At 67.8% G+C, this 26,429-nt stretch carries 21 protein-coding genes and 1 pseudogene; 13 read left to right on the plus strand and 9 right to left on the minus strand.

Going from position 1 to position 26,429, the window contains the following annotated elements; translation table 11 throughout:
• Positions 1–296 precede the first annotated feature (296 nt).
• The 7 genes and pseudogenes from pepQ to rph all read right to left on the minus strand — a co-directional run bounded on the left by pepQ (position 297) and on the right by rph (position 7,513).
• On the minus strand, positions 297–1,628 hold the full coding sequence (gene pepQ, locus QE373_RS03700; protein ID WP_309683726.1) for a Xaa-Pro dipeptidase: 1,332 nt from the start codon (positions 1,626–1,628) through the stop codon (positions 297–299).
• Positions 1,629–1,701: 73 nt separating this feature from the next.
• The gene (locus tag QE373_RS03705) at positions 1,702–2,064 is read right to left on the minus strand and encodes a PilZ domain-containing protein (protein ID WP_309683728.1); all 363 of its coding nucleotides are present in this window, start codon (positions 2,062–2,064) and stop codon (positions 1,702–1,704) included.
• Positions 2,061–4,483 (minus strand): annotated as a pseudogene (locus tag QE373_RS03710) (DUF1631 family protein). The gene QE373_RS03705 and the pseudogene QE373_RS03710 overlap by 4 nt, the downstream one beginning before the upstream one ends.
• Positions 4,484–4,545: 62 nt before the next feature.
• Positions 4,546–5,778 carry a radical SAM family heme chaperone HemW gene (hemW, locus tag QE373_RS03715; RefSeq protein ID WP_309683729.1) on the minus strand — a complete coding sequence of 411 codons (1,233 nt, stop codon included), beginning with the start codon at positions 5,776–5,778 and terminating at the stop codon, positions 4,546–4,548.
• 9 nt (positions 5,779–5,787) lie between these two features.
• Entirely contained in the window at positions 5,788–6,402 is a 615-nt protein-coding gene (rdgB, locus tag QE373_RS03720) for an RdgB/HAM1 family non-canonical purine NTP pyrophosphatase (RefSeq protein WP_309683732.1), read from the minus strand.
• On the minus strand, positions 6,402–6,791 hold the full coding sequence (locus QE373_RS03725; protein ID WP_309683734.1) for a VOC family protein: 390 nt from the start codon (positions 6,789–6,791) through the stop codon (positions 6,402–6,404). Before QE373_RS03725 ends, rdgB begins: the two co-directional genes overlap by 1 nt.
• Positions 6,788–7,513, minus strand: a complete 726-nt coding sequence (gene rph, locus QE373_RS03730) for a ribonuclease PH (protein WP_309683736.1) — start codon at positions 7,511–7,513, stop codon at positions 6,788–6,790. Before rph ends, QE373_RS03725 begins: the two co-directional genes overlap by 4 nt.
• 120 nt (positions 7,514–7,633) lie before the next feature.
• On the opposite strand from rph, the gene QE373_RS03735 reads away from it, so the two are divergent.
• From QE373_RS03735 to QE373_RS03795, 13 genes are all read left to right on the plus strand, one after another.
• A complete protein-coding gene (locus QE373_RS03735; RefSeq protein WP_309683738.1) occupies positions 7,634–8,494 on the plus strand; it encodes a YicC/YloC family endoribonuclease in 861 nt (286 codons plus the stop codon).
• On the plus strand, positions 8,491–9,156 hold the full coding sequence (gmk, locus tag QE373_RS03740; protein WP_309683741.1) for a guanylate kinase: 666 nt from the start codon (positions 8,491–8,493) through the stop codon (positions 9,154–9,156). Before QE373_RS03735 ends, gmk begins: the two co-directional genes overlap by 4 nt.
• 110 nt (positions 9,157–9,266) lie before the next feature.
• A complete protein-coding gene (gene rpoZ / locus QE373_RS03745; RefSeq protein WP_042614409.1) occupies positions 9,267–9,566 on the plus strand; it encodes a DNA-directed RNA polymerase subunit omega in 300 nt (99 codons plus the stop codon).
• A 102-nt stretch (positions 9,567–9,668) separates the two neighbouring features.
• Positions 9,669–11,825, plus strand: a complete 2,157-nt coding sequence (locus tag QE373_RS03750) for a bifunctional (p)ppGpp synthetase/guanosine-3',5'-bis(diphosphate) 3'-pyrophosphohydrolase (protein WP_057687517.1) — start codon at positions 9,669–9,671, stop codon at positions 11,823–11,825.
• 110 nt (positions 11,826–11,935) lie between these two features.
• The gene (locus tag QE373_RS03755) at positions 11,936–12,322 is read left to right on the plus strand and encodes a RidA family protein (RefSeq protein WP_057687518.1); all 387 of its coding nucleotides are present in this window, start codon (positions 11,936–11,938) and stop codon (positions 12,320–12,322) included.
• 7 nt (positions 12,323–12,329) lie between these two features.
• Positions 12,330–14,438: an ATP-dependent DNA helicase RecG gene (gene recG / locus QE373_RS03760; protein WP_309683747.1), complete on the plus strand. Its 2,109-nt coding sequence runs from the start codon at positions 12,330–12,332 to the stop codon at positions 14,436–14,438.
• Between the two features lie 378 nt (positions 14,439–14,816).
• Complete coding sequence (locus QE373_RS03765) at positions 14,817–15,752, plus strand: nucleoside hydrolase (RefSeq protein ID WP_309683749.1); 936 nt, start codon at positions 14,817–14,819, stop codon at positions 15,750–15,752.
• 116 nt (positions 15,753–15,868) lie between these two features.
• Positions 15,869–16,111 carry a type B 50S ribosomal protein L31 gene (locus QE373_RS03770; RefSeq protein ID WP_057687495.1) on the plus strand — a complete coding sequence of 81 codons (243 nt, stop codon included), beginning with the start codon at positions 15,869–15,871 and terminating at the stop codon, positions 16,109–16,111.
• A gap of 291 nt (positions 16,112–16,402) precedes the next feature.
• The gene (locus QE373_RS03775) at positions 16,403–17,680 is read left to right on the plus strand and encodes a citrate synthase (protein ID WP_057687496.1); all 1,278 of its coding nucleotides are present in this window, start codon (positions 16,403–16,405) and stop codon (positions 17,678–17,680) included.
• Between the two features lie 274 nt (positions 17,681–17,954).
• The gene (locus QE373_RS03780; protein ID WP_245625366.1) at positions 17,955–18,464 is read left to right on the plus strand and encodes a CS1 type fimbrial major subunit; all 510 of its coding nucleotides are present in this window, start codon (positions 17,955–17,957) and stop codon (positions 18,462–18,464) included.
• Between the two features lie 50 nt (positions 18,465–18,514).
• Entirely contained in the window at positions 18,515–21,232 is a 2,718-nt protein-coding gene (locus tag QE373_RS03785) for a CS1-pili formation C-terminal domain-containing protein (RefSeq protein ID WP_309683754.1), read from the plus strand.
• A complete protein-coding gene (locus tag QE373_RS03790; RefSeq protein ID WP_309683756.1) occupies positions 21,229–22,356 on the plus strand; it encodes a CfaE/CblD family pilus tip adhesin in 1,128 nt (375 codons plus the stop codon). The genes QE373_RS03785 and QE373_RS03790 overlap by 4 nt, the downstream gene beginning before the upstream one ends.
• 19 nt (positions 22,357–22,375) lie before the next feature.
• A complete protein-coding gene (locus tag QE373_RS03795; RefSeq protein ID WP_309683757.1) occupies positions 22,376–23,071 on the plus strand; it encodes a pilus assembly protein in 696 nt (231 codons plus the stop codon).
• A gap of 10 nt (positions 23,072–23,081) precedes the next feature.
• On the opposite strand, the gene QE373_RS03800 is transcribed toward QE373_RS03795, so the two are convergent.
• A complete protein-coding gene (locus QE373_RS03800) occupies positions 23,082–23,711 on the minus strand; it encodes a hypothetical protein (RefSeq protein ID WP_309683758.1) in 630 nt (209 codons plus the stop codon).
• 101 nt (positions 23,712–23,812) lie between these two features.
• Positions 23,813–26,245, minus strand: a complete 2,433-nt coding sequence (locus tag QE373_RS03805) for a penicillin-binding protein 1A (RefSeq protein ID WP_309683760.1) — start codon at positions 26,243–26,245, stop codon at positions 23,813–23,815.
• Positions 26,246–26,429 lie beyond the last annotated feature (184 nt).

Genomic DNA, 26,429 nt, shown 5'->3' on the forward strand with positions numbered 1-26,429 from the left:
ACAGGTCCATGGTGGCCATGGACAAGGCGGTGGACGGGAAGGGTGGGAGAAACATGGGGTCAGAGTCCTTTCGCGCAGCGAAAGGACTCTGACCCCTGCCTTTGTTTTTTTTCTTCATTACGCGGGTGGCGGCCACCGGAACGTGTCAGAGGGTCGGGCGGTGGGGCTGGGCGGGGGCGTTGAGCGCCATGGATGGCGCGAAACGAGGCCCGCAGGAGCGGCTGTTGCCGTCCCCCGCCCAGGGCCACCGCCCGGCCCGGTGCCGGACTCAAAAAACTGCCACCCGCGAGGGGGGCTCACCCGTTCGCCAGCGCAAACTCCGGCCGGGTCAGGTTGTCCGCCTCGCCATCGGTGCACAGCACTTCGTCCTCGATCCGGATCCCGCCATAAGGACGGAAGAAATCGACGCGCTCCCAGTCGATGCTGGCGCCATGCCCGGCCTGCTTCACTTCGTCCAGCAGCATGTCGATGAAGTACAGGCCCGGTTCGATGGTCACCACCATGCCCGGCTCCAGCACGCGGGTCAGGCGCAGGTAGGGATGGCCGTCCGGGCGCTCGATCCGGCCACCGGCATCGCCCGCCGCGAAGCCCGCCACGTCGTGGACCTGCAGGCCGATCAGGTGGCCGATGCCGTGCGGGAAGAAGGCCGCGCTGACCCCGGTTTCCACCGCGGTCTGCGGCGATACCTTGAGCACGTCGAAGTCCTTCAGCACGCCCATCAGCGACAGGTGCGCGTCCACGTGCAGCTGCTTGTAGTCGAAGCCGGCGCGTACCGCGGCACACATCTGCTGCTGGGCAGCGTCGACCGCGCCGATCATCGCGGCGAACTCGTCGTGGCCGTGCGCCGCGTAGGTGCGGGTGATGTCGCTGGCGTAGCCGAGCGCGCTGGCGCCGGCGTCGATCAGGAAGCTGCGTAGGGGCTGCGGCGCGGTGCGGCCGAGTTCGGTGTAATGCAGGACGGCGGCGTGCTCGTTCAGCGCCACGATGTTGCCGTACGGCAGTTCGTTGGCATCCTGGCCGACCGCCGCGCAGTACGCCATGTGGATGGAAAACTCATCGGCGCCGTTGCGGAAGGCGGCTTCTGCAGCGCGGTGGCCGCGCACGCCCAGCACCTGTGCCTGGCGCATCAGCGCGATCTCGTAAGGCGTCTTGCAGGCGCGGTGGTACTCCAGGTAATCCACCACCGGCGCCGGGTTGTTGGGTGCCCACTCGCCCAGTGTGCTCTGCGGCTCGCCCAGCACGGCGCAGCGCGAACGGTCACGCGGCAGCAGCGCCAGCGCTTCTTCCGGCTTGCGGATGACCTGGATGTCGAAGTGCTCCACCCACCAGCCACTCGGTGCGTCCGGCACCACGTGCCAGTAGTCGAAGGGCTGGTGGAAGATCACCGTGGGACGCTTGCCCGGGGTGAACACCAGCCAGCTGTGCGGCACCCGGGTCAGCGGCAGCCACGCCTTGAACTGCGGATTCACCGCATACGGATAATCGCGGTCGTCGAACAGGTGGTAGTGCAGGGTGCCGCTGGGAACCACCAGGTGGTCGAAGCCGCCGCGCGCCAGCGCTGTTTCGGCCCGCCGGCAAAGCACGGCCAGGTGGTCGGGATAAAGGGCGCCGGGGTCGTGCTGGATCATCGCGGTGACTCGCTGGAAAACAGCCCCTGATTGTGCCGCAAGCGCCGCGCGGCTGCTGTGCCGGAACCGGCGCTCAGAGCGCCGGAGATTCCTGTCCGATCCATCCGCGCAGCAGTTCGCGGTGTTCGCGCGAGAGGGTGATGAAGCGGAAACCGGCCCAGGCCTGTCCGGCCACGTGCGCCGGGTCGGCCCACAGCAGGTGCACGCCGACGTCGATCGGTGCGGCGTGGCCGTCCGCCAGTGGCAGGGTGAACTGCAGCTGGTACAGCGCGTCTTCGCGCAGGGGCACCGAGGCCAGCATCAGCATGCCGGTCTCGGAAATGTTGCCGAGGCGGCCGACCACGCGTTCGGCGATCTGGTCGGTCACCGGCACCAGGTCGGCCACGTTGCGGCGCGGCGCGCGGCGGGTGTCGGGGTTTTCGTCGGCTACGCTCATGCGGCTTCCCCTTGTTCGGCGCCGGCCAGCGAGCGCAGCGTGCGCAGGGTGGCCTGCCAGGCGCGATCGATCAGGCGTCCCTTGTCTTCGGTGACGACGCGCGCCTGTTCCAGTGCCATCAGCCGCGCCAGCGTATCCAGCGTGTACTCGGCCACCTTCTGCCCGCGCGGATTGACGAACAGCGCGTGTTCGGTGACCAGGCTGTACCAGGACAGGCGTTGTCGGTGCAGGTCACCCTGCTGGTTGCTGATGAACTCGAACCAGGTGCCGAACGGCAGCGTGCGCAGCTGCCGGTAGCAGTCTTCTTCGACGGGGCTGCGCGCCAGCGGTGCAAGCCGGCGGGTGTCATGGGCTTCGGCCTGCTCGCCCAGCCGGGTACGCGCCTTCAGGCGCGCCGTCAGCTCGGTCCGCGAGGTGCTGTCGTCCTCGCCGCCGGGAGTGGACAGGCGCGGCGGGCGATCGCGCGGGCTTCGTCGTGGTGGCAGCCGATCTGCAGGACCGCGGCCTCGACCTCGTCGAACAGGGCGTCATCGGCAGCGTGCCCGTTGCCGGGCGGTTGCGCGGTGACCGCGGTGATGCGCGCGGTCTGCTGCAAGCGCTGCTGCCACAGTGCGGAGTCTTCGCCGTGGCGCAGCTGGGTCAGGGTCAGCACGTCGGCCCAGGCCTGGCGCAGCAGCGTCTGCACGAAGCGCGGCGGAGGGTCCTGCGCGCAGGCCTGTTCAATCAGCGCGGCAGCCTGCTGGCGGGCGACCTCCAGCCGCTCCTTGCCGCGCGCGGCTTCCACGTGGCGGCGTTCGGCCAGTTCAGCCTTGTGCGCAGCGGCGCGGAAGTGCTGCTGTACTTCTTCGTTGGCGGCGGCGAACACGGCCGGATCGTCGTGGTACTGCGCCACCACCGTGTCCACCGTGCGCTCCAGCTTCTGCACCAGCTGCGGGTCCAGGTCATCGTCCTGCAGGCCACTGGCGCCCAGTTCGGCGATGGTGTTGAGCAGCTCGCGCGCCGGGTGTTCATCGCGCACGAAGAACCCCGGGTCGGCCAGCGCGGCGCGTGCCAGCGGCACCTGCAGCCTGCCGACCAGGTCGTTGCCTGTGGCCTGCGGACGCTGCTCCTGGCGGATCTGCTGGAACAACAGGCCGAGCAGGTCCAGCGTGTCGCCATCCTTGACCGTCAGCGCCGCCTGCTCGCCGTGTTCGGCGCGCAGCTGGGTCAGCAGGGCGGTCTGCAGGTCGGACATGCTGCGTGAGGTGGCGCCGCCGGCGATGCGTGCCTGCAGCTGCCCGAGGATCGCATCGACCATCGCGCTGGGCACGGCGTTGGCATCGGCCGCAGCCCCCGGCACGGCGCGTTCGTCTGCCATGGCAGCGCCCGGCAGCGGCGCCTCCAGGCCGGGCGTTGGTGCCGCGCCGGCGGCCATCGCATGCCGCGCACCGGCCAGCAGTTCGTGCAGTGCGCTCATCGCCGGCGCTGCCAGATCCACCACCGGGGCCGCTGTCCCCGGTTGTTCCTGCGCACCCGTGGGCAGCGGCGGCGGGTGCGCGCCGGCCGGCGCGGGATGCCCGCCGAGTTCGGCCTGCATCATCGCCGACCAGGAACTGGCCGCGTTGCTGCTGGCCCCGTTCCAGCTGGTGACTGGCGTGGTGTGGGCGCGTGCGCCCCCGGCCTGGCTGCGTCCCGGCTGGGTGACGATCCGGCGGGTCGCCGCCGAGCGCGCCAGGTACGGGGTATAGACCAGTCCGGGCAGCACGCCTTCGTGGCCGAGCAGCACGTTGGTGCGCTCCAGCAGCTCGCCCAGTCGCTCCAGCGCCTGGCGTTCGAAGCTGCGGTACAGCGCCAGCTGGGCTTCCAGTTCCAGCCCGGCTTCGTCACCGATCCGGCGCACGATGCCGCATAGCAGGGTCGGGCCGAACGGCACGTGCTCGGCATCCAGCGCCGGCGCGGCGGCCAGCACCGCCAGCCGCTGTCCGAGCAGCTGCAGTGCGTTGGCCGAGCGCAGCATCTCGCGCCGCATGATCTCGTTGAGCACGATGTCGCGGTCGATGTCGGTGTCGTTGACCAGGGTCAGCGCGGACATCGACGGGCGCTGCGGTTCCACCGCCGCCGGTGCTTCGCCGGGCGGGGCGAACAGCGCGGCCAGCGCCTGCGCCAGCTGTTCCAGGAAGCGTTGGCTGAAGCCTTCGGCGAAGGGATGGATCTGCCTGGCCTGCGCGAACAGGTCGGCCTGCACCTGGCTGTTGCGGGCGCGCTCGGCCTCGCGCAGCAGTTCACGTTCCAGCTCCACCACGGTCAGCGTCAACGGCGCGGTCAACGACTGCCGCGACAGTGCCAGCAGGGCACCCAGCAGCCGGCGCACCCGCGGTGGGGCATCCACCGCAGCGAAGCGCGCGGTGTCCTCGGGCATCGGCGGAGGCGAGGAGGGCATGGGGCTGGGCATCCGTTTTCCCGGGGTCGGGCTCGGAATCTACCGTGTCGGGCGGGGCCGCGCTACTCGCCCAGGAACAGCTCCACCACGTCGTTGGTGAAGCGCCGACCCAGCTCGGTCGGTCGCAGCAGCACCTCGCCGTGGTCGTGGCCGTCCGCGCTCGCACAGCCATGGTCGTCGCAGCCATGCCCGTGATCGTGGCCCTCGTCCACGCGCTCCAGCCAACCGCGCTGCAGCGCCTGCTGCAGCGGAGCGTCGATGGCGGTGGCGGCAAGGCCGGTGCGCGACTGGAAATCGCGCAGGCTGAAGCCTTCGTGCAGGCGCAGCAGGTTGAGCATGTATTCGAACGGCAGCCGATCCGCGGCGATGATGTCATCGCCGCCGAAGCTGGCGGTGGTGCCGGCGGCATCCATGTACGCCTGCGGATGCTTGAGCTTCCAGCGCCGGCGTACGTTCTGCTCGGCCCCGGAGCTGATCTTGCCGTGCGCACCGGCACCGATGCCCAGGTAGTCGCCGAAGCGCCAGTAATTCAGGTTGTGCGCGCTCTGCCGCCCCGGCCGCGCATAGGCACTGACCTCGTACTGGTCGAAGCCGGCCTGCGCCAGCAGGGCCTGGCAGTGTTCCTGCATGTCCCAGGCGCTGTCTTCGTCCGGGATCCCCTGTGGCGGACGGGCGAAGAACACCGTGTTCGGTTCCAGCGTGAGCTGGTAGTGCGAAAGATGCGCCGGCTGCAGCGCGAACGCACGCTCCAGGTCATGCTCTGCGGCGGCCAGGGTCTGGCCGGGCAGGGCGTACATCAGGTCGATGTTGAAATTGTCGAAGCCTGCATCCTGGGCCATCTTCACCGCGCGCTCGGCTTCGGCGCTGTCATGGATACGGCCCAATCGCTTGAGCGCGTCGTCATTGAAGGTCTGGATGCCGAAGCTGAGCCGGTTGACGCCCGCCGCACGGTACCCATCGAAACGGCCGTGTTCGGTCGTGCCCGGATTGGTCTCCAGGGTGACTTCGGCATTCGGCGCGAAGCGCAGCCGCGCCGAGGCCTGCTGCAGGAAACGGTCGATCGCTTCGGCCGGGAACAGGCTGGGCGTGCCGCCGCCGAAGAACACGCTGTGCACCACCCGGCCCCATACCAGCGGCAGGTCCTGGTCCAGGTCGCGCACCAGCGCATCGATGTAGGCATCGAAGGGCAGTTCGCCCTTGGCCTGGTGCGAGTTGAAATCGCAGTACGGGCATTTGCGCACGCACCACGGCAGGTGTACGTAGAGCGACAGCGGTGGCGGGATCAGGGCGGGCATCGGGGTCGGTTACAGGGAGATCGTGGACAGCCGCTGCTTCAGCTGCTGCAGGGCCAGCGCACGGTGGCTGAGCGTGTTCTTCAGGGCCGGTTCCATTTCCGCGGCGGTCAGGCCATGGCGAGGGTCCAGGAACACCGGGTTGTAGCCGAATCCGTTGTGCCCGCGCGGGGCCTCCAGGATCACCCCTTCCCAGCTGCCTTCGCAGACCAGCGGCTGCGGATCGGCGGCGTGGCGCAGCAGCACGATCACCGCGAAGAAGCGTGCGGTGCGTTGTTGCGCCGGCACGCCGTGCAGTTCGGTCAGCAGCTTTGCAGTGTTGGCCGCATCGTCGGTGGGGCTGCCGGCGTAGCGCGCGCTGTACAGGCCCGGGGCACCCCCCAGCGCGTCGACGATCAGTCCCGAATCATCGGCCAGCGCGGGCAGGCCGCTGGCCTGGCAGGCCGCCCGCGCCTTGATCAGCGCGTTTTCCACGAAGGTCAGGCCGGTCTCCGGCACATCGCCGACGCCGGCGTCGGCGGCCGACAGGATCCGCAGCGGCAGGTCGGCCAGCATCGCCTGCATTTCCTTCAGCTTGCCGGCGTTGTGGCTGGCAAGCACCAGCCGGGAGGTGTCAGCGAGGTTCATCAGGCCAGCTCCAGCAGGTCCCAGGTGTTGCCGTACAGGTCGCGGAACACCGCCACGGTGGCATAGGGTTCCCTGCGCGGTGCTTCGAGGAACTCCACCCCGGCGGCCAGCATCGCGGCGTGGTCACGCGCGAAGTCATCGGTCTCCAGGAAGAAGCCGACCCGTCCGCCGGTCTGGTCGCCGATCCGCGCGGCCTGCACGTCCGAACTGGCGCGCGCCAGCAGCAGCCCGGCGGCGCCGTCGGCGGCTGGGGACACCACCACCCAGCGCTTGCCGCTGCCCTGGTCGATGTCCTGCTGCAGGTGGAAGCCGAGCGCGCCGGTGAACCAGGCAATGGCACGGTCGTAGTCGTCCACCAGCAAGGTGGTCAGGGCCAGCCGGCGATTCATGCGCCCAGTGCCGCCTGCTGTGCCGCCAGCAGTTCGCGCACGCCCTTGTCGGCCAGCGCCAGCAGCGCATCCAGTTCGTCGCGACGGAACGCGTGGCCTTCGGCGGTGCCCTGCAGTTCGATGAAGCCGCCGCCATCGTTCATGACGACATTCATGTCGGTGTCGCAGTCGCTGTCTTCGGCGTAGTCCAGGTCCAGCACCGGGGTGCCGCGGTAGACGCCCACCGATACCGCCGCCACCGCGCCGATGATCGGGTTGCGCTTGATGTCACCGCGCTTGAGCAGCAGGTTCACCGCATCGGCCAGGGCCACGTAGGCGCCGGTGATGGCTGCGGTACGGGTGCCGCCGTCGGCCTGCAGCACGTCGCAGTCCAGGGTGATGGTGCGCTCGCCCAGCGCGTTGCGGTCCACGCACGCACGCAGGCTGCGGCCGATCAGGCGCTGGATTTCCAGCGTGCGGCCGCCCTGCTTGCCACGCGCCGCTTCGCGGTCGCTGCGGGTGTGGGTGGCGCGCGGCAGCATGCCGTACTCGGCGGTGACCCAGCCTTCGCCCTTGCCACGCATGAAGCCCGGTACCCGGTTTTCCACGGTGGCGGTGCACAGCACGCGGGTTTCGCCGAAGCAGACGAGCACCGAGCCTTCGGCGTGGCGGGTGAAACCGCGTTGGAGGGTGACCTGGCGCATCTGGTCGGGCTGGCGGCCACTGGGGCGGGTATCGGACATGGCGGGGTACCGTTGGAGCGAGGGAACGGGTCCATGCCCGCGCCGGGGAAGGGGCAGGCAGGAGGCTCGAATGAAGCCGCTAGGGTACCATTCCCTCTTTGGGAGCATCTGGAAAACCCCATGATCCGAAGCATGACCGCCTACGCCGGTGGCGAGCGCGCCACCGCCTGGGGCACGCTGGGCTGCGAGCTGCGCTCGGTGAACCACCGGTTCCTCGAAGTCGGCACCCGCCTGACGGAGGAACTGCGCGCGCTGGAACCGCAGCTGCGTGAACGCATCGCCGCACGCCTGAGCCGCGGCAAGCTGGACCTGGTGATGCGCCTGCGTACCCCGGAAACGTCAGCCAGCCTGCAGGTCAACGATGTCCTGTTGGGCCAGCTGGGCCAGCTGGCGCACCGGCTGACGTCCGACTTCCCGAACCTGCAGGTCAGCTTCACCGACCTGCTGCAGCTGCCCGGCGTGATGCAGGGCGAAGCCACCGATGCCACCGCCCTGCAGGCCGAGGCGCTGGCGCTGCTGGAGCAGACCCTGGATGGCTTCATCGCCGGCCGCGAACGCGAAGGCGACAAGCTGGCAACCGCGATCAGTGAACGGGTGGATGCGATCGAGCGTATCGCCGCTGAAGTGCGCACCCTGATTCCCGCCATCCGCGAAGGCCAGCGGGTCAAGCTGGCCGCGCGCCTGGCCGACCTGCCGCACCCGGTGGATCCGGGCCGCGCCGAGCAGGAACTGGTGATGTGGCTGCAGAAGCTGGACGTGGATGAAGAGCTGGACCGCCTCGGCAGCCATATCGTGGAAATCCGCCGCGTGCTGAAGCAGCGCGATCCGGTCGGGCGCCGGCTGGACTTCCTGCTGCAGGAGTTCAACCGCGAAGCCAATACGCTGGGCTCCAAATCCGTGGACAGCCGCACCTCCAGTGCCGCGGTGGAACTGAAAGTGCTGATCGACCAGATCCGCGAACAGGTACAGAACATCGAATGAGCATCCAACCTTCCCCGGCCGGCACGCCCGCGCGCGGCACGCTGTACATCGTTGCCGCGCCCTCCGGTGCCGGCAAGAGCAGCATCGTCAACGCCACCCTGGCGCGCGACCCGCAGATCGCGCTGTCGATCTCGTTCACCTCGCGGGCCACGCGTCCGGGCGAGATCAACGGCGAGCACTACCATTTCGTCAGCGCGACCGAGTTCGAGGCCATGATCGCCGCCGGCGATTTCTTCGAACACGCCTGGGTGCACGGGGACTGGAAGGGCACCGCCCGGCAATCGGTGGAACCGCAGCTCGCCGCCGGCCAGGACGTGCTGCTGGAAATCGACTGGCAGGGGGCGCAGCAGGTGCGCCAGCTGGTGCCCGGCACGGTGACGGTGTTCATCCTGCCGCCGTCCAGGCAGGCGCTGCAGGACCGCATGCGCAAGCGCGGCCAGGACAGCGAGGCGGTGATCAGCCAGCGCCTGTCGGCCGCGCGCGAGGAAATGCTGCACTTCAACGACTTCGACTACGTCATCGTCAACGAGATCTTCGACACCGCGGTGGATGAGCTTTGTGCCATCTTCACCGCCAGCCGGCTGCGCCGCGAAGCGCAGAAGGTCCGCCATGCGGGGCTGATCCAGGCCCTTTTGACCGCTGATCCGTCTGCAACTGACTGATTGCAAAAGAAACAGGGCGGGGTTGGCTTGATTTTGTCCAGCCCCTGCCCTTACACTCCGTCCCCTTTCCCTCATTCGACTGAGCGGCCGACCGGTCGCCGGGAGCCCGTATGGCCCGCATCACCGTAGAAGATTGCCTGGAAGTCGTTAACAACCGTTTCGAGCTGGTCATGATGGCGTCCAAGCGCGCCCGCCAGCTTGCCAACGGCGTGCAGGCCACGCTGGACAACAGCGAAACCGAAGACAAGCCGACCGTGCTGGCGCTGCGCGAGATCGCCGCCCGTCGCATCGACAACGCGCTGATCGACGAAGTCGAGAAGGCCGAGCGCGAGCGTGCCGAACGGGAAGCGCTGGAATGGGCTGCCGCCGAAGTGGTCGCCGACGAAGACATGTCCAAGAACGACGACTGAGTCCCGTCGACGCCCTTGGCCAGATGCGAAACAGCCCGCCGCAAGCGGGCTGTTTCGCATTCAGGATTTGCTGAAATTGTGACGCTGGCATAGGCTTCGGCCATGAACCCAGGCCCCACTGCCAAGGTAGCCGCGCCGTCACGCGCGGACGTACCCGATTACGTCCTTCAACTCGAGCGCGCAGCGCACTACCTGCCGCCGGAGCAGCTGCCGCTGCTGCGCCGTGCCTGGGAAGTGGGCGCCGCCGCGCATGCGGGGCAGACCCGCAAGTCCGGTGAACCCTACATCACCCACCCGGTTGCCGTGGCACAGGTGCTGGCCGAACTGGGCCTGGACATGGAAGCGCTGATCGCCGCGATCCTGCACGACACCATCGAAGACACGCCGCTGACCCGCGAAGAGCTGGCCGCCGAGTTCGGTGAGCCGGTGGCCGAACTGGTCGACGGGGTCACCAAGCTGGACAAGCTGAAGTTCCGCGACCGCCAGGAAGCGGCCGCGGAAAGCTTCCGCAAGATGCTGCTGGCGATGTCGCGCGACCTGCGCGTGATCATGATCAAGCTCGCCGACCGCCTGCACAACATGCGCACCCTGGGTGCGCAGAGCAGCGAGGCGCGTGGCCGGATCGCGCGCGAAACGCTGGAAATCTATGCGCCCATCGCGCAGCGGCTGGGCATGAGCCTGGTCAAGAGTGAACTGCAGAACCTCGGCTTCAAGGCACTGTACCCCTGGCGCCATGCGATCCTGGAAAAGCACATCCGCAGCCAGCCGGTCGTGCGCCGCGAAGCGATGGCACAGGTGGAAGTGCAGCTCAGCCAGCGGCTGGCCAAGGAAGGGTTGGAACATCGGCTGGTCAGCCGGATCAAGACCCCGTGGAGCATCTACAACAAGATGCACGACGAGAACAAATCCTTCGACCAGGTCATGGATGTCTTCGGTTTCCGCCTGGTGGTGCGCAGCGTACCCAACGCCTACCACGCGCTGGGTGCCGTGCATGCCGCGTTCAAGCCGCTGGACGGGCGCTTCCGCGACTTCATCGCCATTCCCAAGGCCAACGGCTACCAGTCGCTGCACACGGTGCTGTTCGGCCCCTACGGCTCGCCGATCGAGGTGCAGATCCGTACCGAGGAAATGGACCTGATCGCCGAACGCGGCGTGGCCGCGCACTGGACCTACAAGTTCGGCGGCGACACCCCCAACAGTGCGCAGAGCCGGGCCCATGCGTGGATCGTCGAACTGATCGATTCGCAGCGCGCCGCCGGTTCGTCGCTGGAATTCCTGGACAACGTCAAGGTCGACCTGTTCCCGGACGAGGTCTACCTGTTCACGCCGAAGGGCAAGATCATGGCGCTGCCGCGCAATGCGACTGCGCTGGACTTCGCCTATGCGGTGCATACCGACGTCGGCAACACCGCGGTGGCCTCGCGCGTGGACAAGAAGCTGGTGCCGCTGCGCACGAAGCTGGTCAGCGGACAGACGGTGGAGATCATCACCGCGCGCTCGGCCACGCCCAAGCCGCAGTGGCTGGAATTCGTGGTCACCAGCAAGGCGCGTACGGCGATCCGCCACCAGCTCAAGCAGCTGGAACACGAAGATGCCGTGCAGCTGGGCCACCGCATGCTGGATCGCGCGCTGGAGGCGATGGATTCGTCGCTGGAGCGGCTGCCGAAGGGGCGGCTGGATGCGTTCCTGGCCGAGCACCGCTACCCGCGCCTGGAGGCCCTGCTGGCCGAAGTGGCGCTGGGCAACTGGATGCCGACCCAGGCAGCGCAGGCGCTGATGGCCTACGCCGAGCTGCGCGGCGGCGCACGCCACCATTCGCAGGAAAAGATCCTGATCAACGGCAGCGAACGCGGCGTGGTCACCTTCGCCAACTGCTGCCAGCCGATTCCGGGCGATGAGATCATGGGGTACCACACCGCCGGCAAGGGCATCGTGGTGCACCGGATGGATTGTCCCAACCTGGCCGAGCTGCGCAAATCGCCGGAGCGCTGGGTGCCGATCGGCTGGGATTCGTCGGTATCCGGTGACTACGACACCTCGCTGGTGGTCGAAGTGGAGAACGGCACCGGCGTGCTGGCGCAGCTGGCTGCGGCGATCGCGCAGAGCCAGTCCAACATCGAACGCGTGGACTACCTGGACCGCGACTTCAACGCCGCCGTGCTGGCCTTCAACGTGCAGGTGCGCGACCGCAACCACCTGGCCGAGGTCATGCGCAGGCTTCGCCGCCTGTCGGTGGTGCAGTCGGTGCGCCGCCAGTAACCGGCAGGGGCAGGCAGGGGTCAGGTTCCTTTTCCGCGGGAATAGGAACCTGACCCCGTGCCGCAAGCCGGTACAATGAGGGCTCTGTTTTTCCTGATACCGGAGCACCCATGACCCGCCAGATCATCAACACCGAAAAGGCCCCCGCTGCCATCGGTCCTTACTCGCAGGCCGTGCGCGCCGGCAACACCGTGTACTTCTCCGGCCAGATCCCGCTGGACCCGGCCACCGGTGACATCGTCGGCGCCGGTGACGTGGAAGCCCAGGCCCGCCGTGCCTTCGACAACCTCAAGGCGGTGGCCGAAGAAGCCGGCGGCTCGCTCGACCAGATCGTCCGCCTGGGCCTGTACCTGACCGACCTGGCCGAGTTCGCCAAGGTCAACGCCGTCATGCAGGACTACTTCAAGGCGCCGTTCCCGGCGCGTTCGACCATCGAAGTCTCCGGCCTGCCGAAGGGCGCCAACTTCGAAGTCGATGCGGTGATGGTCATCGGCTGAACCCTGCGTGGCACGCAAGGCCGCCGCCCCTGCACTGGCCCCGTCCGGTGAAGCCTCGCTGGCGATGCTGGCCGGGGTCGGTCCGGCCGTGGCCGGCAAGCTGCAGGCGCGTGGCCTGGGCACGCTGCAGGACCTGTGGCTGCACCTGCCGCTGCGTTATGAAGACCGGACCCGGCTGACCCTGATCGAAGACCTGCGTTCCGGCGTTCCGGCGCAGGTCGAAGGCCGGGTGATGGCGGTGGAGCGCGGCATGCGCTACCGGCCGATGCTGAAGGTCGCCCTCGAAGACGAAGGGCGCGGCACGCTGGTGCTGCGCTTCTTCCATTTCCGCCAGCAGCAGGTCGGGCAGTTCGCGGTCGGCAACCGCCTGCGCTGCTTCGGGACCCCGCGCCCGGGCCAGCTTGGCCTGGAAATCGTCCATCCCAGTTACCAGGTGCTGGGGCGGCTGGACGACCCGGCGCTGGGGGACCGGCTTGATCCGGTGTATCCGGCGGTGGAGGGCGTCGGCCCGGCGACCATGCGCAAGCTGATCCTGCAGGCGCTGGAGCGCTTGCCGGACGAATCCCTGCTGGAGCTGCTGCCGCCGGGATGGCTGGATGGCCTGGGCCTGCCATCACTGCGCAGCGCACTGCTGACCGTGCACCAGCCGCCGCAGGATGCGGATCTTTCCGCTCTGGCCAACGGCATCCATCCCGCACAGCGCCGGCTGGCGCTGGAAGAACTGCTCGCCCACCACCTGAGCCTGCGCCGCCAGCGCATCGCCCTGCAGGCCCATCACGCGCCGCCGCTGGCCGGGCCGGGAAAGCTGGCCAAGGCGCTGCTCAAGCAGCTGCCATTCGCGTTGACCGGCGCGCAGCAGCGCGTGTTCAAACAGATCCGCGACGACCTCGCCCGGCCCAGCCCGATGCTGCGGCTGGTGCAGGGCGACGTGGGTTCGGGCAAGACCGTGGTGGCTGCGCTTGCGGCCATGCTGGCGGTGGAACAGGGCAAGCAGGTCGCGTTGGCCGCGCCCACCGAACTGCTGGCCGAACAGCACCTCAACAACCTGCGCGGCTGGCTGGAACCGCTGGGCGTGCAGGTCGCCTGGCTGGCCGGCAAGGTCACCGGCAAGGCGCGCGCCAAGGTGCTTGCCGATGTGGCCAGCGGCGAAGCGAAGGTGGTGGTCGGCACGCATGCGTTGATGCAGGATGCGGTGGTGTTCCAGGACCTTGCGCTGGCCATCGTCGATGAGCAGCACCGCTTCGGCGTGCACCAGCGGCTGGCGCTGCGCGACAAGGGCGCAGGCGGCAACAGCGTGCCGCACCAGCTGGTGATGACCGCCACGCCGATCCCGCGCACCCTGGCGATGTCCGAATATGCCGATCTGGATGTATCGGCGATCGATGAGCTGCCGCCCGGCCGCACGCCGGTGCAGACCGTCGCGCTCAATGCGGATCGTCGCCCCGAGCTGATCGAGCGCATCGCGCTGGCCTGCAGCGAAGGGCGCCAGGTGTACTGGGTCTGCACGCTGATCGAAGAAAGCGAGGAGCTCGATGCCACGCCGGCGCAGGCCACCTTCGAGTCGCTGCAGGCGCTGCTGCCCGGCGTGCGCGTGGGCCTGGTCCACGGTCGCCTGAAGGCCGCGGAAAAGCTGGCCACGATGGTGGCGTTCAAGGCCGGGCAGATCGACCTGCTGGTCGCCACCACGGTGATCGAAGTGGGCGTGGACGTGCCGAATGCCTCGCTGATGGTGATCGAGAACGCCGAGCGGCTCGGGCTGGCGCAGCTGCACCAGCTGCGCGGGCGGGTAGGACGCGGATCGGCGGTATCGCGCTGCATGCTGCTGTACCAGACGCCGTTGTCGGCGATGGCGCGCGAGCGCCTGCAGACCATGCGCGAAACCAACGACGGCTTCGTCATCGCCGAAAAGGACCTGGAGCTGCGCGGCCCCGGCGAGCTGCTGGGCACCCGCCAGACCGGCCTGGCCGGCTTCCGCATCGCCGACCTGGCGCGCGATGCCAACCTGCTGCCGGACGTGCACGCACTGGCCGAACGGCTGCTGCAGGAACAGCCCGGCCTGGCCGACCGCGTCGTTGACCGCTGGATCGGCACCGCCGTGCGTTACGCCTCGGCGTAAGCCGCTGCGCGGGCTGGCCGGAGCGGGCCGCGCGGGAGGGGGTTGCAGGGGACGGCAACAGCCGCTTCCTGCGGGCCTCGTTTCGCGCCATCCATGGCGCTCAACGCCCCTGCAACCCCCTCCCGCCCGGCCCTGATCGTCTGCGCGCGCCCCCGGCAGAACAAGCAGGAAGAGCGGTAGCGCCGAGCCGTGCTCGGCGAGCGCGAAGCGCGGCCTGCGTCGGGCGAGGCGATGGCGGGTAGCGTCCGCCGACCATGGGTCGGCGCTACCGCTGTTTTTCATGCCCGGCCCCACCGTAAAACGCACGTCCTCATGCCGCCTGTTGTATTTGCAGGCATCCCGGTGCGACACTCCGTTGCCGCTCAGAAGACGGCAACGATGACCCACAAGATCCCGCTGTTGATCGACACCGACCCCGGTGTGGACGACGCACTGGCCCTGCTGATGGCCTTCGCCGATACCCGCCACGAGGTGGTCGCGCTGACCATCGCCGCCGGCAACGTCGGCTTGGATTACACGGTCCGCAACGCACTCAAGCTGTGTGAAGTGGTTGGCCGTGACGACGTCCCGGTGTTCGCCGGCAGCCCGGATCCGCTGCTGCATCCCTCGCTGGATGCCGCCCACGTGCACGGTCGCGACGGCTATGGCGATGTCGACCTGCCGCCTCCCACCCGCAGCGCCGAAGCCGAACACGCCGCGCTGGCGATCCTGCGCCTGTCGCACCAGTACCGCGGCGAACTGATGCTGGTCATGCTCGGCCCGCTGACCAACCTGGCGCTGGCGCTCAAGCTCGATCCGACCCTGCCCACGCGCATCAAGCGCATCGTGGTGATGGGCGGGGCGGTCACCTGCCACGGCAACATCACCCCGGCGGCCGAGTTCAACATCGCCTTCGATCCGGAAGCCGCCCACGTGGTGTTCGGCGCGTTCGCGCACCTGCTGGTATCGGATTGGGAGGCGACCGTGGCCCACGGCTTGCCGCTGCAGCAGGCCGAACAGTGGCTGGCCGCCGATTCCGATCGCGCACGCTTCTACGAGCTGATCTCGCGCAAGACCCGTGCACTGTCGGAGGACAGCAAGGGTGGGCGCTGGTTCACCGCCGATGCGCTGGCGATGGCCTGGGCGCTGAACCCGGAAGGCCAGCTGCAGGTGGAGTCGCGTCCGGTGAACATCGAGCTGAACGGGGCGTTCAGTCGCGGTGCGACCCTCGTCGACTGGAATCGCCAGACCGGCCAGCCGGACAACTGCACGCTGCTGATGGCGTATGACCAGGCCCGGTTCGAGGCCCTGGTCCGCCAGGCATTGGGCGCCTGACCGGCGCGGCGGCCGACGGCCCGCGCAGGTACGGCGCGGGTCGTGGTTGCCCCGGCGGCCGTCCGCCTTTATAATGCCGCTCTTGTGTTTCCCTTACCTATTTACGGTGTACGCCCATGAAGGACGATATCCATCCCGAGTACCGTGACGTCGTCTTCGAAGACGTCACCTCCGATTTCAAGATCCTGACCCGTTCGACCATGTCGGCGAAGGAAACCACCAAGTGGGAAGACGGTAACGAATACCCGCTGATCAAGGTGGAAATCTCCTCCTCGTCGCACCCGTTCTACACGGGCAAGCACAAGGTGATCGACACCTCCGGCCGTATCGACAAGTTCCAGAAGCGCTACGCGCGCTGATCCGTCGATCCATGCCTGGGCGAACGGCCGCGCATTGCGCGGCCGTTTGCTTTTCAGCGCTTCGATGCCCTGGCGTATGGTGGTGGAACGCTGCGTTCGGCGCGGAGGGCTGCCCGTAGCGCCCCGAGGGGCGGTGGGGCAGTCCATATACGTCATCTACGACTTCCGTCTAACCCCCGGAAAATGCTGCTGTGCGATAATGGCGGGATCCGCGGCACAGGTCGTGGACGTCATTCACGTGCCTGACCAATGCGCTTGGGCAGGCGCCTTCCCCTTGAAGGAGCGCACACAGTGTCCGATCTTGATCAGGTCACGCTCAACGCCGGCGAAAAGTCGGTCGTTCTGCCGGTCATCAAACCCACTCTCGGCAACGACTGCGTCGACATTTCGAAGCTGACCAAGGAAACGGGGTACTTCACCTACGATTCCGGCTTCACTGCCACCGCAAGCTGCAAGTCGGCCATCACCTACATCGATGGCGACAAGGGCGTTCTGTTGTATCGCGGCTATCCGATCGAGCAGCTCTCGGAAAAGTCGAGCTATGTCGAAGTCGTCTACCTGCTGATCAACGGTGAGCGTCCCGACGCCGCCCAGTTGAAGGCATTCAACGAAGAACTGGCCGCTGAAGCGACCGTCGATGCGTCGGTCAACACGCTGATCGGCAGCTTCGCCAAGGATGCCCATCCGATGGCGATCCTGACCGCGGCGATCGCGCAGCTGTCGGGCATCTACCACGCCTCGCTGGACCTGTCCGATGCCGAACAGCGCCGCAAGGCCGCCGTGCGCCTGATCGCCAAGGTGCCGACCCTGTCGGCGCTGATCTACCGCCACGGCAAGGGCCTGCCGGCCAACACGCCGGACACCTCGCTGGATTACGTCAGCCGCTTCCTGAAGCAGACCTTCGAATCGGCCGACGGCCAGTACGAGCTGAACCAGGACGTGGTCAAGGCGCTGGACCTGCTGTTCATCCTGCATGCCGACCACGAACAGAACGCCTCGACCTCGACCGTCCGCATGGTCGGCTCGACCGGCGCCAACCCGTATGCCTCGGTCGCCGCCGGCGTCACCGCGCTGTGGGGTCCGGCCCACGGCGGTGCCAACGAAGCCGTGCTGAAGATGCTGGAAGAAATCGGTTCGGCCGACAACGTCGAGTCCGCCGTGGTCAAGGCCAAGGACAAGACCTCCGGCTTCCGCCTGATGGGCTTCGGCCACCGCGTGTACAAGAACTTCGACCCGCGCGCCAAGGTCATCGGTGTCATGACCGGCAAGGTGCTGGAACAGCTGGGCGTGCAGGATCCGCTGCTGGACGTGGCCGTCAAGCTGGAACAGGCCGCGCTGCAGGACGACTACTTCGTCGCCCGCAAGCTGTACCCGAACGTCGATTTCTACAGCGGCATCATCTACAAGGCGCTGCAGATCCCGACCGAGATGTTCACCGTCATGTTCGCCCTGGGCCGTACCTCCGGCTGGGTCGCGCACTGGCTGGAGCAGCAGGTCGATCCGGAAATGAAGATCGGCCGTCCGCGCCAGGTCTACACCGGTAGCGACGTGCGCGACTACCAGGGCTGATCGCTCCGCCTGATGGTTGTCTCGACGCCCCGCACATGCGGGGCGTTTTTGTTCGGGTCCTGAAACCTTAGCGGCAAACGCACAGCGCGTGCTGCAGAAAAACGTCGCGGGCTGCAGCGTGGGCGCGCCGTGCCGTTCTGATATGCGATACATGCAACTTTTCTGAAATCGATAAATTTCCTTGATCTCTATGATCGTGCCGCCACTGCAGCTTCCGTGGCGCATTGATACTCACAGGAGAGACGTCCAGATGAAGGCTCAAGGAAGGAAGGCAATGCTCGCGCTGGTATTGGCGGCTGCTTCGACATCGGCGCACGCCATGCACGCAGAGATCAAAGTGTGGGCAGATGTCGACACCACGCTGGCGCTGCTGAAGCCGGACGGCAGTCCACTTTACGACCAGGTGCAGCTGAGCTTCAATCCAGGCACCGGCCTGCTGATGCCGTGGAGCGCGCCGGTGCGCGTGTTCTCCAATGACACTGGCAAGGATGTCGCCGTCAGGCTGGCGAACGCCGCTCGCCTGCTCCCGGTGGTGGCCGCTCCCGGAGCGAAGCCGGTCCCGCTTGACGTCAAATTGAACGGTCAGCTTCTTGGCACTACAGGGCAGCTGTACCCCGCCGGGGATCTGTTCGACGGTGTCGTGCCCGGCGCTTCGATCGTCATGCCCTTGGCCATCGCGCACGGCTCCGACCTGCCGAGCACGGCCCCTGACCCCATCACGGCCGCCGGCCTGTACGAAGGCACGGTCAGCATCATCCTTGCCCAGCTGACCGCTGCGCCGTAACCCCTTCTGGTCCGGCCCGGGCAGCGGGCCGGCCGCTTCAGGTAGATCGCTTGAACGTCACTGCACCTGCTCTCGCACAGCTGGCGATTTCGCTTGCGCTGGCGTCGGCCAGTCCGCCGGGAATTGCCGGCAGCGTACCGCCCGGCTTCGAAGATCTGGTCGAAGGCCAGACCGAGTACCTGGACATCCGCCTGTTTGATCGCTCTGCGGGCCTGACGCCGGTACATGTCACTCTGGCGCATGTGCAGTTGCAGGCTCCGCAGGCGGTGATGGCGGCGCTGGGATTGCCTGAAGCCGCGCAGCGCGCGCTGCTGCCCGCGCTCAGCCAGCCCTTGCCGCGCAACAGTCACCTTGCATGCCGCCACCCCGGGCAGGGCAGGGGCTGCGGCTACCTTGATCCGCCCGTCGAGCGCGATGCGGTGGTCGCCCTGTACGACGAGAGCGAAGGCGCGGTGCATCTGTTCCTGGCTCGGGATTGGATCAGCGACGAGGTGACTCCCTCGCGCTTCCATCGTGCCAGCGAGCAGGCCGAACGTGCGTTCCTGCACCAGCAGATGATCAACCTCAGCGGCGGACGCGGCTACCAGACGTTGAGCGCGCAGGGTGACGGCGTGCTCGGCATCTACGCGCGCGGCCACCTGTCGACCACCTGGAGCTTCAATCACCAGCGTTACCACGGACGCACGGTGCATGCGCTGCAGTTCGACAACGCGTTCTATCGACACGATCTCGGACAGCAGCACTACCTGCAGGTGGGACGCATGGACCGGCGCAATCTTTCCAGCCCGGTGGGCGGCACGTTCAGCTTCAGCATGCTGCCGCTGGATCGTTTCCAGGGCGCGCGTCTGGGTACCACCCAGGCCTACGTCGACGCAGACGCTGCGGCAGCGTCTGCGCCGCTGACCGTGCTGTTGGCCCGCGATGCGCGGGTGGATGCCTTCGATGGCGATCGGCTGCTGCAGACCTTCTATCTGCCAGGCGGGATCAACACACTGGACACCCGCGCGTTTCCGTTCGGGATGTACACCGTGACGCTGCGGATCCATGAAGACGGCTTTCTGGTACGCAGTGAAGAGGCGCCCTTCGAGAAAGGCGCGGACTGGATGGACCGCAGTGTGCAATGGTTTGTGCAGGGGGGCCGCCGTGACGAGCGCCAGCCCGGCCGCCTCGCAGATGATGCCGCTTCGATGGCGGGCCTGCGGCTGCCGATGGGCCGCACTGCGGCACTGACCATGGGAGCGCTTGATCTGGCGGGCGTGGGCTATGTCGAGATGCGTCTGGACCTGCGCAGGCCCTTCGCCACGCACGATGTGCGTGGCGCATTCACCGCGCTGCGTGGCGGTGATGGCAGCCGCGGTCAACGGCAGCAAGTGTCTTATCGCCGGCGCGCCTCGTGGAACCTTCACCGGCAGCGCATACGCGGCACGTCCTGCCACGCCGTTGATGAGGTGCCGGACGGGCTGGACTGTGCCGATTCGCTGACGGCGTCGGTGGCCCTGCCGGCCGCTGGCGGAAGTGCCTACCTGGCCTATACGCGGCGGCAGGCCTGGCACGTGGGACGCACCCTCGCCAGCGACGTGGATGACCTCGCAGAGGGGTCCCCGTTCCCCTTCCCCGCGCTGCTGCCGCCAGATCGACAGAGTCGACGCGACGCGACCTGGCAGGCCAGCTACAGTCGGGCCCAGCGCTGGAAGGCGTTCAGCGTGACCAGCCGCCTCGGTGCCTGGCGCCAGCGCAGCGACGTGGCCGCGCTGGGAAGGCGCGATCGCGGTGTCTATCTCAATCTCAGCCTGGCACGCCTGCAACGGGGCGCGGGCGTGCATCTTCAGCGACGGTATGGCCTGGATCTGCGCCAGCCCGACCGCCAGCGACCGGACATCCACTACAGCGCCAGCCAGGGCTTGCGCCAGGAACACCACGGCGAGTATCGCGAGATGACTGCCGAGCTGCGTGCCAGCAACGCCTCTCGATACAGCGGGCTGCTCAGCGCGAAGGTGCAGAACCGGGCAGGCCACAGTGGATTCTCGTTTTCGCACAACCAGCGGCCGGGCCGCAGCGAGCCTGCGTACGCTGCAACCCATAGCTCCGGCCTGGCGCTGGGCGCGCAGGGACTGTATTGGGGCGGAACCTACGGCGCCCAGGCTGGGGTGGCCGCCCAGGTGGGTGCCGGCGACGACCAGGACCTGTCCGGCCTGGCGGCCGAGGTGAGCGTGGGCGGGCTGCGGGCGCAGCGTCTGCGCGTCGGCGAACGCCGCCTGCTACCGCTGTCGGCCTACCAGTCGTACCGGGCCGAAGTGCAGGACGCCAGTGCACTCGACGGGGCCGCCAGCGTGCGCGTAAAAGGGGTCGAGGGAATGCGGTCCGTGTTTCTCGCCCCTGGTCGTCTATTGCCGATGGCCATCCCCATTGATGTCACCTACACCTTCATCGGCAACGCGCAGGATCTCGCCGGCGGACCGGTGGCGGAAGCGCGCATCCTCAATGCGGCGGTGCCCGGCACAAGTGCCAGCGGTGGCTTTGCCATCGAGTTCGCGCAACGCGAGACGGCGCTTTACCTGCTGCAGGGTGCGCAGTTGCTGCGCTGCCCGCTCCACGTGCGGGAACGTCGCAGTGTCCTGTTGCTGGTCGGCGCGGTGACGTGTACACCGCTGGCGGTGGCCCAACTGCCGCCGGGAATCGGCCAGCAGCCACGCGTTATCCGGCTGCTGCGCGAGCAGGCGCTGATCGCGGACACGGCGCAGACCCCGCCGTCGGCGGACCGACGATGACAGGCAAGGGGAGGGCCGCACTGCTGGTCATCGCCTTGTTCACGGTGCCGGAGGCGATCGCTCAGCGTCCGCCGGAAACCGGTCCTGCCGACGGCCAGCATCAGGTGGTGATGGGTTGGGATCGTGCGGCACCGCCTGCCGACATCGAGCTGTGGCCACGCAGTACGATGCTTGCCTATCAAGCGGCAGGCACGCTTCAATACGGGGCGGCATTCCTGACCTGCCATAGCAGCACGGACGCGGCCACGGGGCGGTGCCCCACCGCTGATACGCAGGAAACAGCGACCGGTCGGGGCAGCGTGATCCCGCTGCGTTTCACCGAACAGCGCAGTGGCGTGCAGCTGGAGCTTGAGGTAGCGGGCGAATTGACCCGGGCCGGCTCCATCGGTGCCTGCGGGCTCGACCAACACTCCAGTGGCATACGGCCCCTGTGGACGTCTGCCAGCGTTCCGTGCGCCGGGCTCATGCCGGTGGGTACAGGGGTTGGGCTGTGGCTGCGTGCGGGCCAACTCGGACGCCTGGTCACCGGCCGGTGGACGGCCACTTTGGTGCTTGATCTGGGTTCGCCTCTGCAGCGGCATCTGGCCAGCTACCGCTTCACGTTCGATCTCACCGTTACCGATCGCAACGCGGTCGCCCTTTATTTCCCGGCCCACGACGAAGTCACCCCGCAGGTCGGGCTGGACCTGCGTTACGACCCGATCGAGCAACGCGTTGCAGGACGCGCGGAGCTGGACATGTGCCTGTACGACGGACTCGGCTCGCGCAGTGAATACATTGGAGTAACCGTGCGTGACAGCACGCAAGGGGCGCCCTACGGCGAGCGTTTCTCCGTCTGGCACCAGGAAGGAGGGCGGGATGAAAGCGGGCGCGTGGACTACACCGTTTCGCTTGCGCACGGCGGCACGCGCAACCTGTTGCGCAATGGCCAGGAACTCCTGCTCACTGGCATCGACCGCGTCCAGCTGCGTCGGGTGAACCTTCCCGGCAGCATTGATCCGGTGTTCTGCGTGCCCACGCCGCTGACGCTGGAAACCCCTTCCTTTTCCGCCAGCAGCAAGCGCGCTGGTCACTACAGTGGCGGTCTCAGGGTCGAGATGCGCCTGCCCACGTCCACCCCCTGACGCCACGGAGTACACGCCAATGAACCACCGCATGCGACCGATGCTGCCCGTGTTGCTGCTGCTTGCACTGCCCGCGCATGCCAACCTCACCGTGCACCCGATGCGGACGGCGGTGGACGGCAGGCGGGACACGCAGATCCGTGTCTATTCGCAATCCGCACAGCCTCAGTATGTGCAGGCCTCGCTGCGACAGATCGTGGATCCGGCCGGCGAGGGCGAGCATGAAGCGGAGGTTTCACCAGACCAGGCCGCCATTGCGATCACGCCGGGGAAATTCGCGCTGTCCGGCGGAGGCAACCGACTGATACGGGTCATTCCGCTGCAGCCGGTCACCCAGGAGACGGCCTATCGTGTGTACTTCGAAGGCGTGCGTGGCAACGAGGAAAGCGAGACCGACCCGGGAGAGGGTGCACAGGCGAAGATAGGGCTGAGCCTGATATGGGGCGCGCTGGTCAATGTGCTGCCGGCTGACGGCGTGGTCGAGGTGCAGCTGGAGGACGATCACCTGCGCAACACGGGCACGTTGCGTCTGGGCATCATCAGCATTGCCGACTGCCAGGACACGCGATGTGTCGCCCATGAAGTGTCGCGCAGCCTGTATCCAGGCAGCCGCCTGCACCTCCCGTTTCCACCGGTGGCAGGCCACACGGTACAGCTGCGTTACCGGCTCAGTCGCGACGGGTATCGTGAGCACCTGACGACACTGTCACTTTGAGGTCGCACGGCTACGGTGCTGCGGCCTCTGCCAGCAACTGGCGCAGCTGCGCCAGCGACGCCCGCTGCATCGGCCGGTCATCCACGGGCGACAGCGGCGCCTGACGCAGGGCGTCATACGGCAGCACCAGAAGTTCGAAGCTCACCCCATCAGCGCTGAACCCCCACACCGGCACATCGATCACACGCGTGCGATCCCAGCGCAGGCGTCGGCTGCGCGGCTGCGCCGGGATGCCGTGCTCTTCCAGGAAGCGCGGCACGGCATCGGCGTCGTCCTCGTGCAGGTGCAGGTGCACGGGGCCATCGGCATCGGCCGTGCCTTCCAGCACCGGTCCGACCAGCCGCGGGGCAAAGGGCTGCAGAAACTCCAGCGCGGGCACCGCGGCCATCCGCAGGGTGCGCAGCGCATCGGCCTGGCGCGTTCCAGCGAACAGGCGCTGGTGCTCGCGCAGCGCCTGTTCGATTTCCGCGTTGCGCGGCAGTGACGCCTCGTCATGGATGCCCAGCCGGATGGCCGCCTTGCGCCTGGCCTGATGGAAATCCTGGATGCCGCCCTCGGCCATCAGCCGCGCCGCTTCATGGGCCAGCCGCTGGCGGCGTTCGCGGGTCTGTGTGGCGGTGTGTTCGCGCGCACGGTGCATAGGTCGCTCCCCCTGCATGGCCTGCGATCAGCCTACACCGCAGGTGTGAACGGCGGGTAGCGCGGCGTGTGTCGCCGCGCTGCCGGGCCAGCCGATGCCGATCAGAAGATATCGAAGGCCGCCGCATCGGCCTGCGGCGTCTGCAGGTTCAGGTCGTAGTCCTGCAGGCGGTCCATGTCTTCCACCTTCACCCATTCGGTCGCGCCGTTGAGGCTGGCCTGCACCATGCCCGACGGCGGCTCGTTCTGCGCGATCGGGGTGTCCTTCAACGCGGTGCGCATGTAGTCGATCCAGATCGGCAGGGCGGCCTTGCCGCCGTATTCGCGGTAGCCCAGCGAACGGAAGTCGTCGCGGCCCACCCACACGGTGGTGGCATACGGGCCACCGAAGCCGGAGAACCAGGCATCGCGGTGGTCGTTGGTCGATCCGGTCTTGCCGCCGACGTCCTCGCGACCAAGGACCTTGGCCGCCGTGCCGGTGCCGCGCTGGACCACGTCGCGCATCATCGATACCAGCTGGTAGGCGGTGCGCGCATCGATCGCACGCGGCGCGGTACGCGCATCGGGATTGACCGGTGCCGGTGCCGGCGCCTCGGCCGGTGCCTGCGGTGCGGCCGCGCTGGCGGTCGCTGCGGCCGGTGTGGCAGCGGCGCCGAAGTTGAAGCCATCGACCACCGCGTTGGCCGGCTGCCCGTTGCTGACGCCTGCACAGTCGCGGCAGGCCATTGCCGGGTTCTCCTTGAACACCTCCACGCCGTCGCGGTCGCTGACCCGGTCGATCAGCCAGGTGTCCACCCGCGAACCGCCGTTGGCGAACACCGCGTAACCGCGCGCCACCGACAGCGGGGTCAGCGAGGCGGTGCCCAGCGACATCGACAGGTTCGGCGGCAGCTCGGCTTCGGCGAAGCCGAATTCGCTGATGTATCTGCGTGCGTAGTCCACGCCCATGCCGTCCAGCAGCCGCACCGACACCAGGTTGCGCGACTGCACCAGTGCTTCGCGCAGGCGCATCGGGCCACGGAAGCCGCCGCCATCGTTCTGCGGCGACCAGGTCTTGCCACGGCGGTCGCGGAACACCACCGGGGCGTCGAGCACGATGGATGCCGGGTTGTAGCCCTTGTCGAAGGCCGCCGCGTAGATGAAGGGCTTGAAGCTCGACCCCGGCTGGCGACGGGCCTGGGTGGCACGGTTGAACTTGTTGCCGGAGAAGCTGAAGCCGCCCACCAGCGCCTTCAAGGCACCGCTGTTGGCATCCACCGACACCAGCGCGGACTGTCCGCGCGGGATCTGGTCAAGCAGCCACTGGCCTTCCTTCTCGCCCACGCGCACGCGCACGATGTCGCCGCGCTGGACCAGCTTGGCGGGGGTCTTGTTGGTCCAGCGGGCCGCGCCGGCGGGCAGGGTGACCTCGGTGCGGTTGGCCAGCACCGCGGTGGCGCTGCCGTCGGCGGCGGTGGCGGCGATGATCGCCGGCAGCAGGCCGGACTGCGCACTGATCCCGGACAGGTGGCCGGCCAGCGTCGCCACGTCGTCGCCAGCGCCCAGCGCGACCTGCTTCTCCACGCCGTGCCAGCCATGTCGGTGGTCGTACAGCAGCAGGCCGTCACGCACGGCCAGGTTGGCCGCCGTCTGCAGCTCGGCATTGATGGTGGTGGTCACGTGGTAGCCCTTGTTGACCACGTCGCCGCCGAAGCGGGCGATCATTTCCTGGCGCACCAGTTCGGCGACGTAAGGGGCATCGACCTGCACCGGCGGCTCGTGCGCGGCGGCATGCATCGGCACGGCCTTGGCCGCATCGGCCTCGGCCTGGCTGATGAAACGCAGGTCCGCCATGCGCTGCAGCACGTAGTTGTCACGACGCTGCTGGGCGCGCTCCGGGTTGGAGATCGGGTTGCCGGAGGACGGGAACTTGGGGATGCCGGCCAGCGAGGCCATTTCATCCAGGTCCAGCTGGTCCAGCGGCTTGCCGTAGTAGAACTGCGCTGCCGCAGCCACGCCGTAGGCCCGGTTGCCGAAGAAACTCTTGTTCAGGTACAGCTCGAAGATCTCGTCCTTGCTCAGCTCCGACTCGATCTTGCGCGCCAGCAGGATCTCGGCCAGCTTGCGCGTATAGCTGTACTCCGAACTCAGGAAGAACTGCCGCGCCACCTGCTGGGTGATCGTCGAACCGCCCGGCACCCGGCGGTCGCTGGTGGTGGCCAGCAGCCACACCGCGCGCGCGATGCCCTTGTAATCGACCCCGCCGTGTTCGTAGAAGCGGGCATCCTCGGTCGCCAGGAACGCCTGCTTCAGGCGCTCGGGCACGTCCTTCATGGTGATCGGCGTGCGCCGGGTTTCGCCGAACACCGCCATCAGCTTGCCGTCGGCGGCGTAGACGTACATGGGCTCCTGCATTTCCACGTCGCGCAGGGTCTGCACGTCGGGAAGCTTGGAGGAAATGGCGTAATAGAGGCCGCCCGCAGCGGCCGCGCCAATCAACGCCAGGACCAGGAAAACGACCAGGATCCAGCGCAGCCAGCGGCGAAGGCGTGTCATCGGTGACAGATTCCGATTGCAGAATTCATGGCCGCAGAGTATAGATTACGCAAGGGGCTGGCTGGGGTCGGCTCTGGGGAGTGCAAGGGGAGCCGCGTCACCGTGTGTCGTTCTGTGAAGGATCCTTCACGGCGGGACGGTTGCCATTTGCAAAAAAAACGTTATTAATGCGCGGGCGCAGCTA

Origin of the sequence: Stenotrophomonas sp. SORGH_AS_0321 (assembly GCF_031453215.1) — a bacterium.
GTDB classification, from domain to species: Bacteria; Pseudomonadota; Gammaproteobacteria; order Xanthomonadales; family Xanthomonadaceae; genus Stenotrophomonas; species Stenotrophomonas chelatiphaga.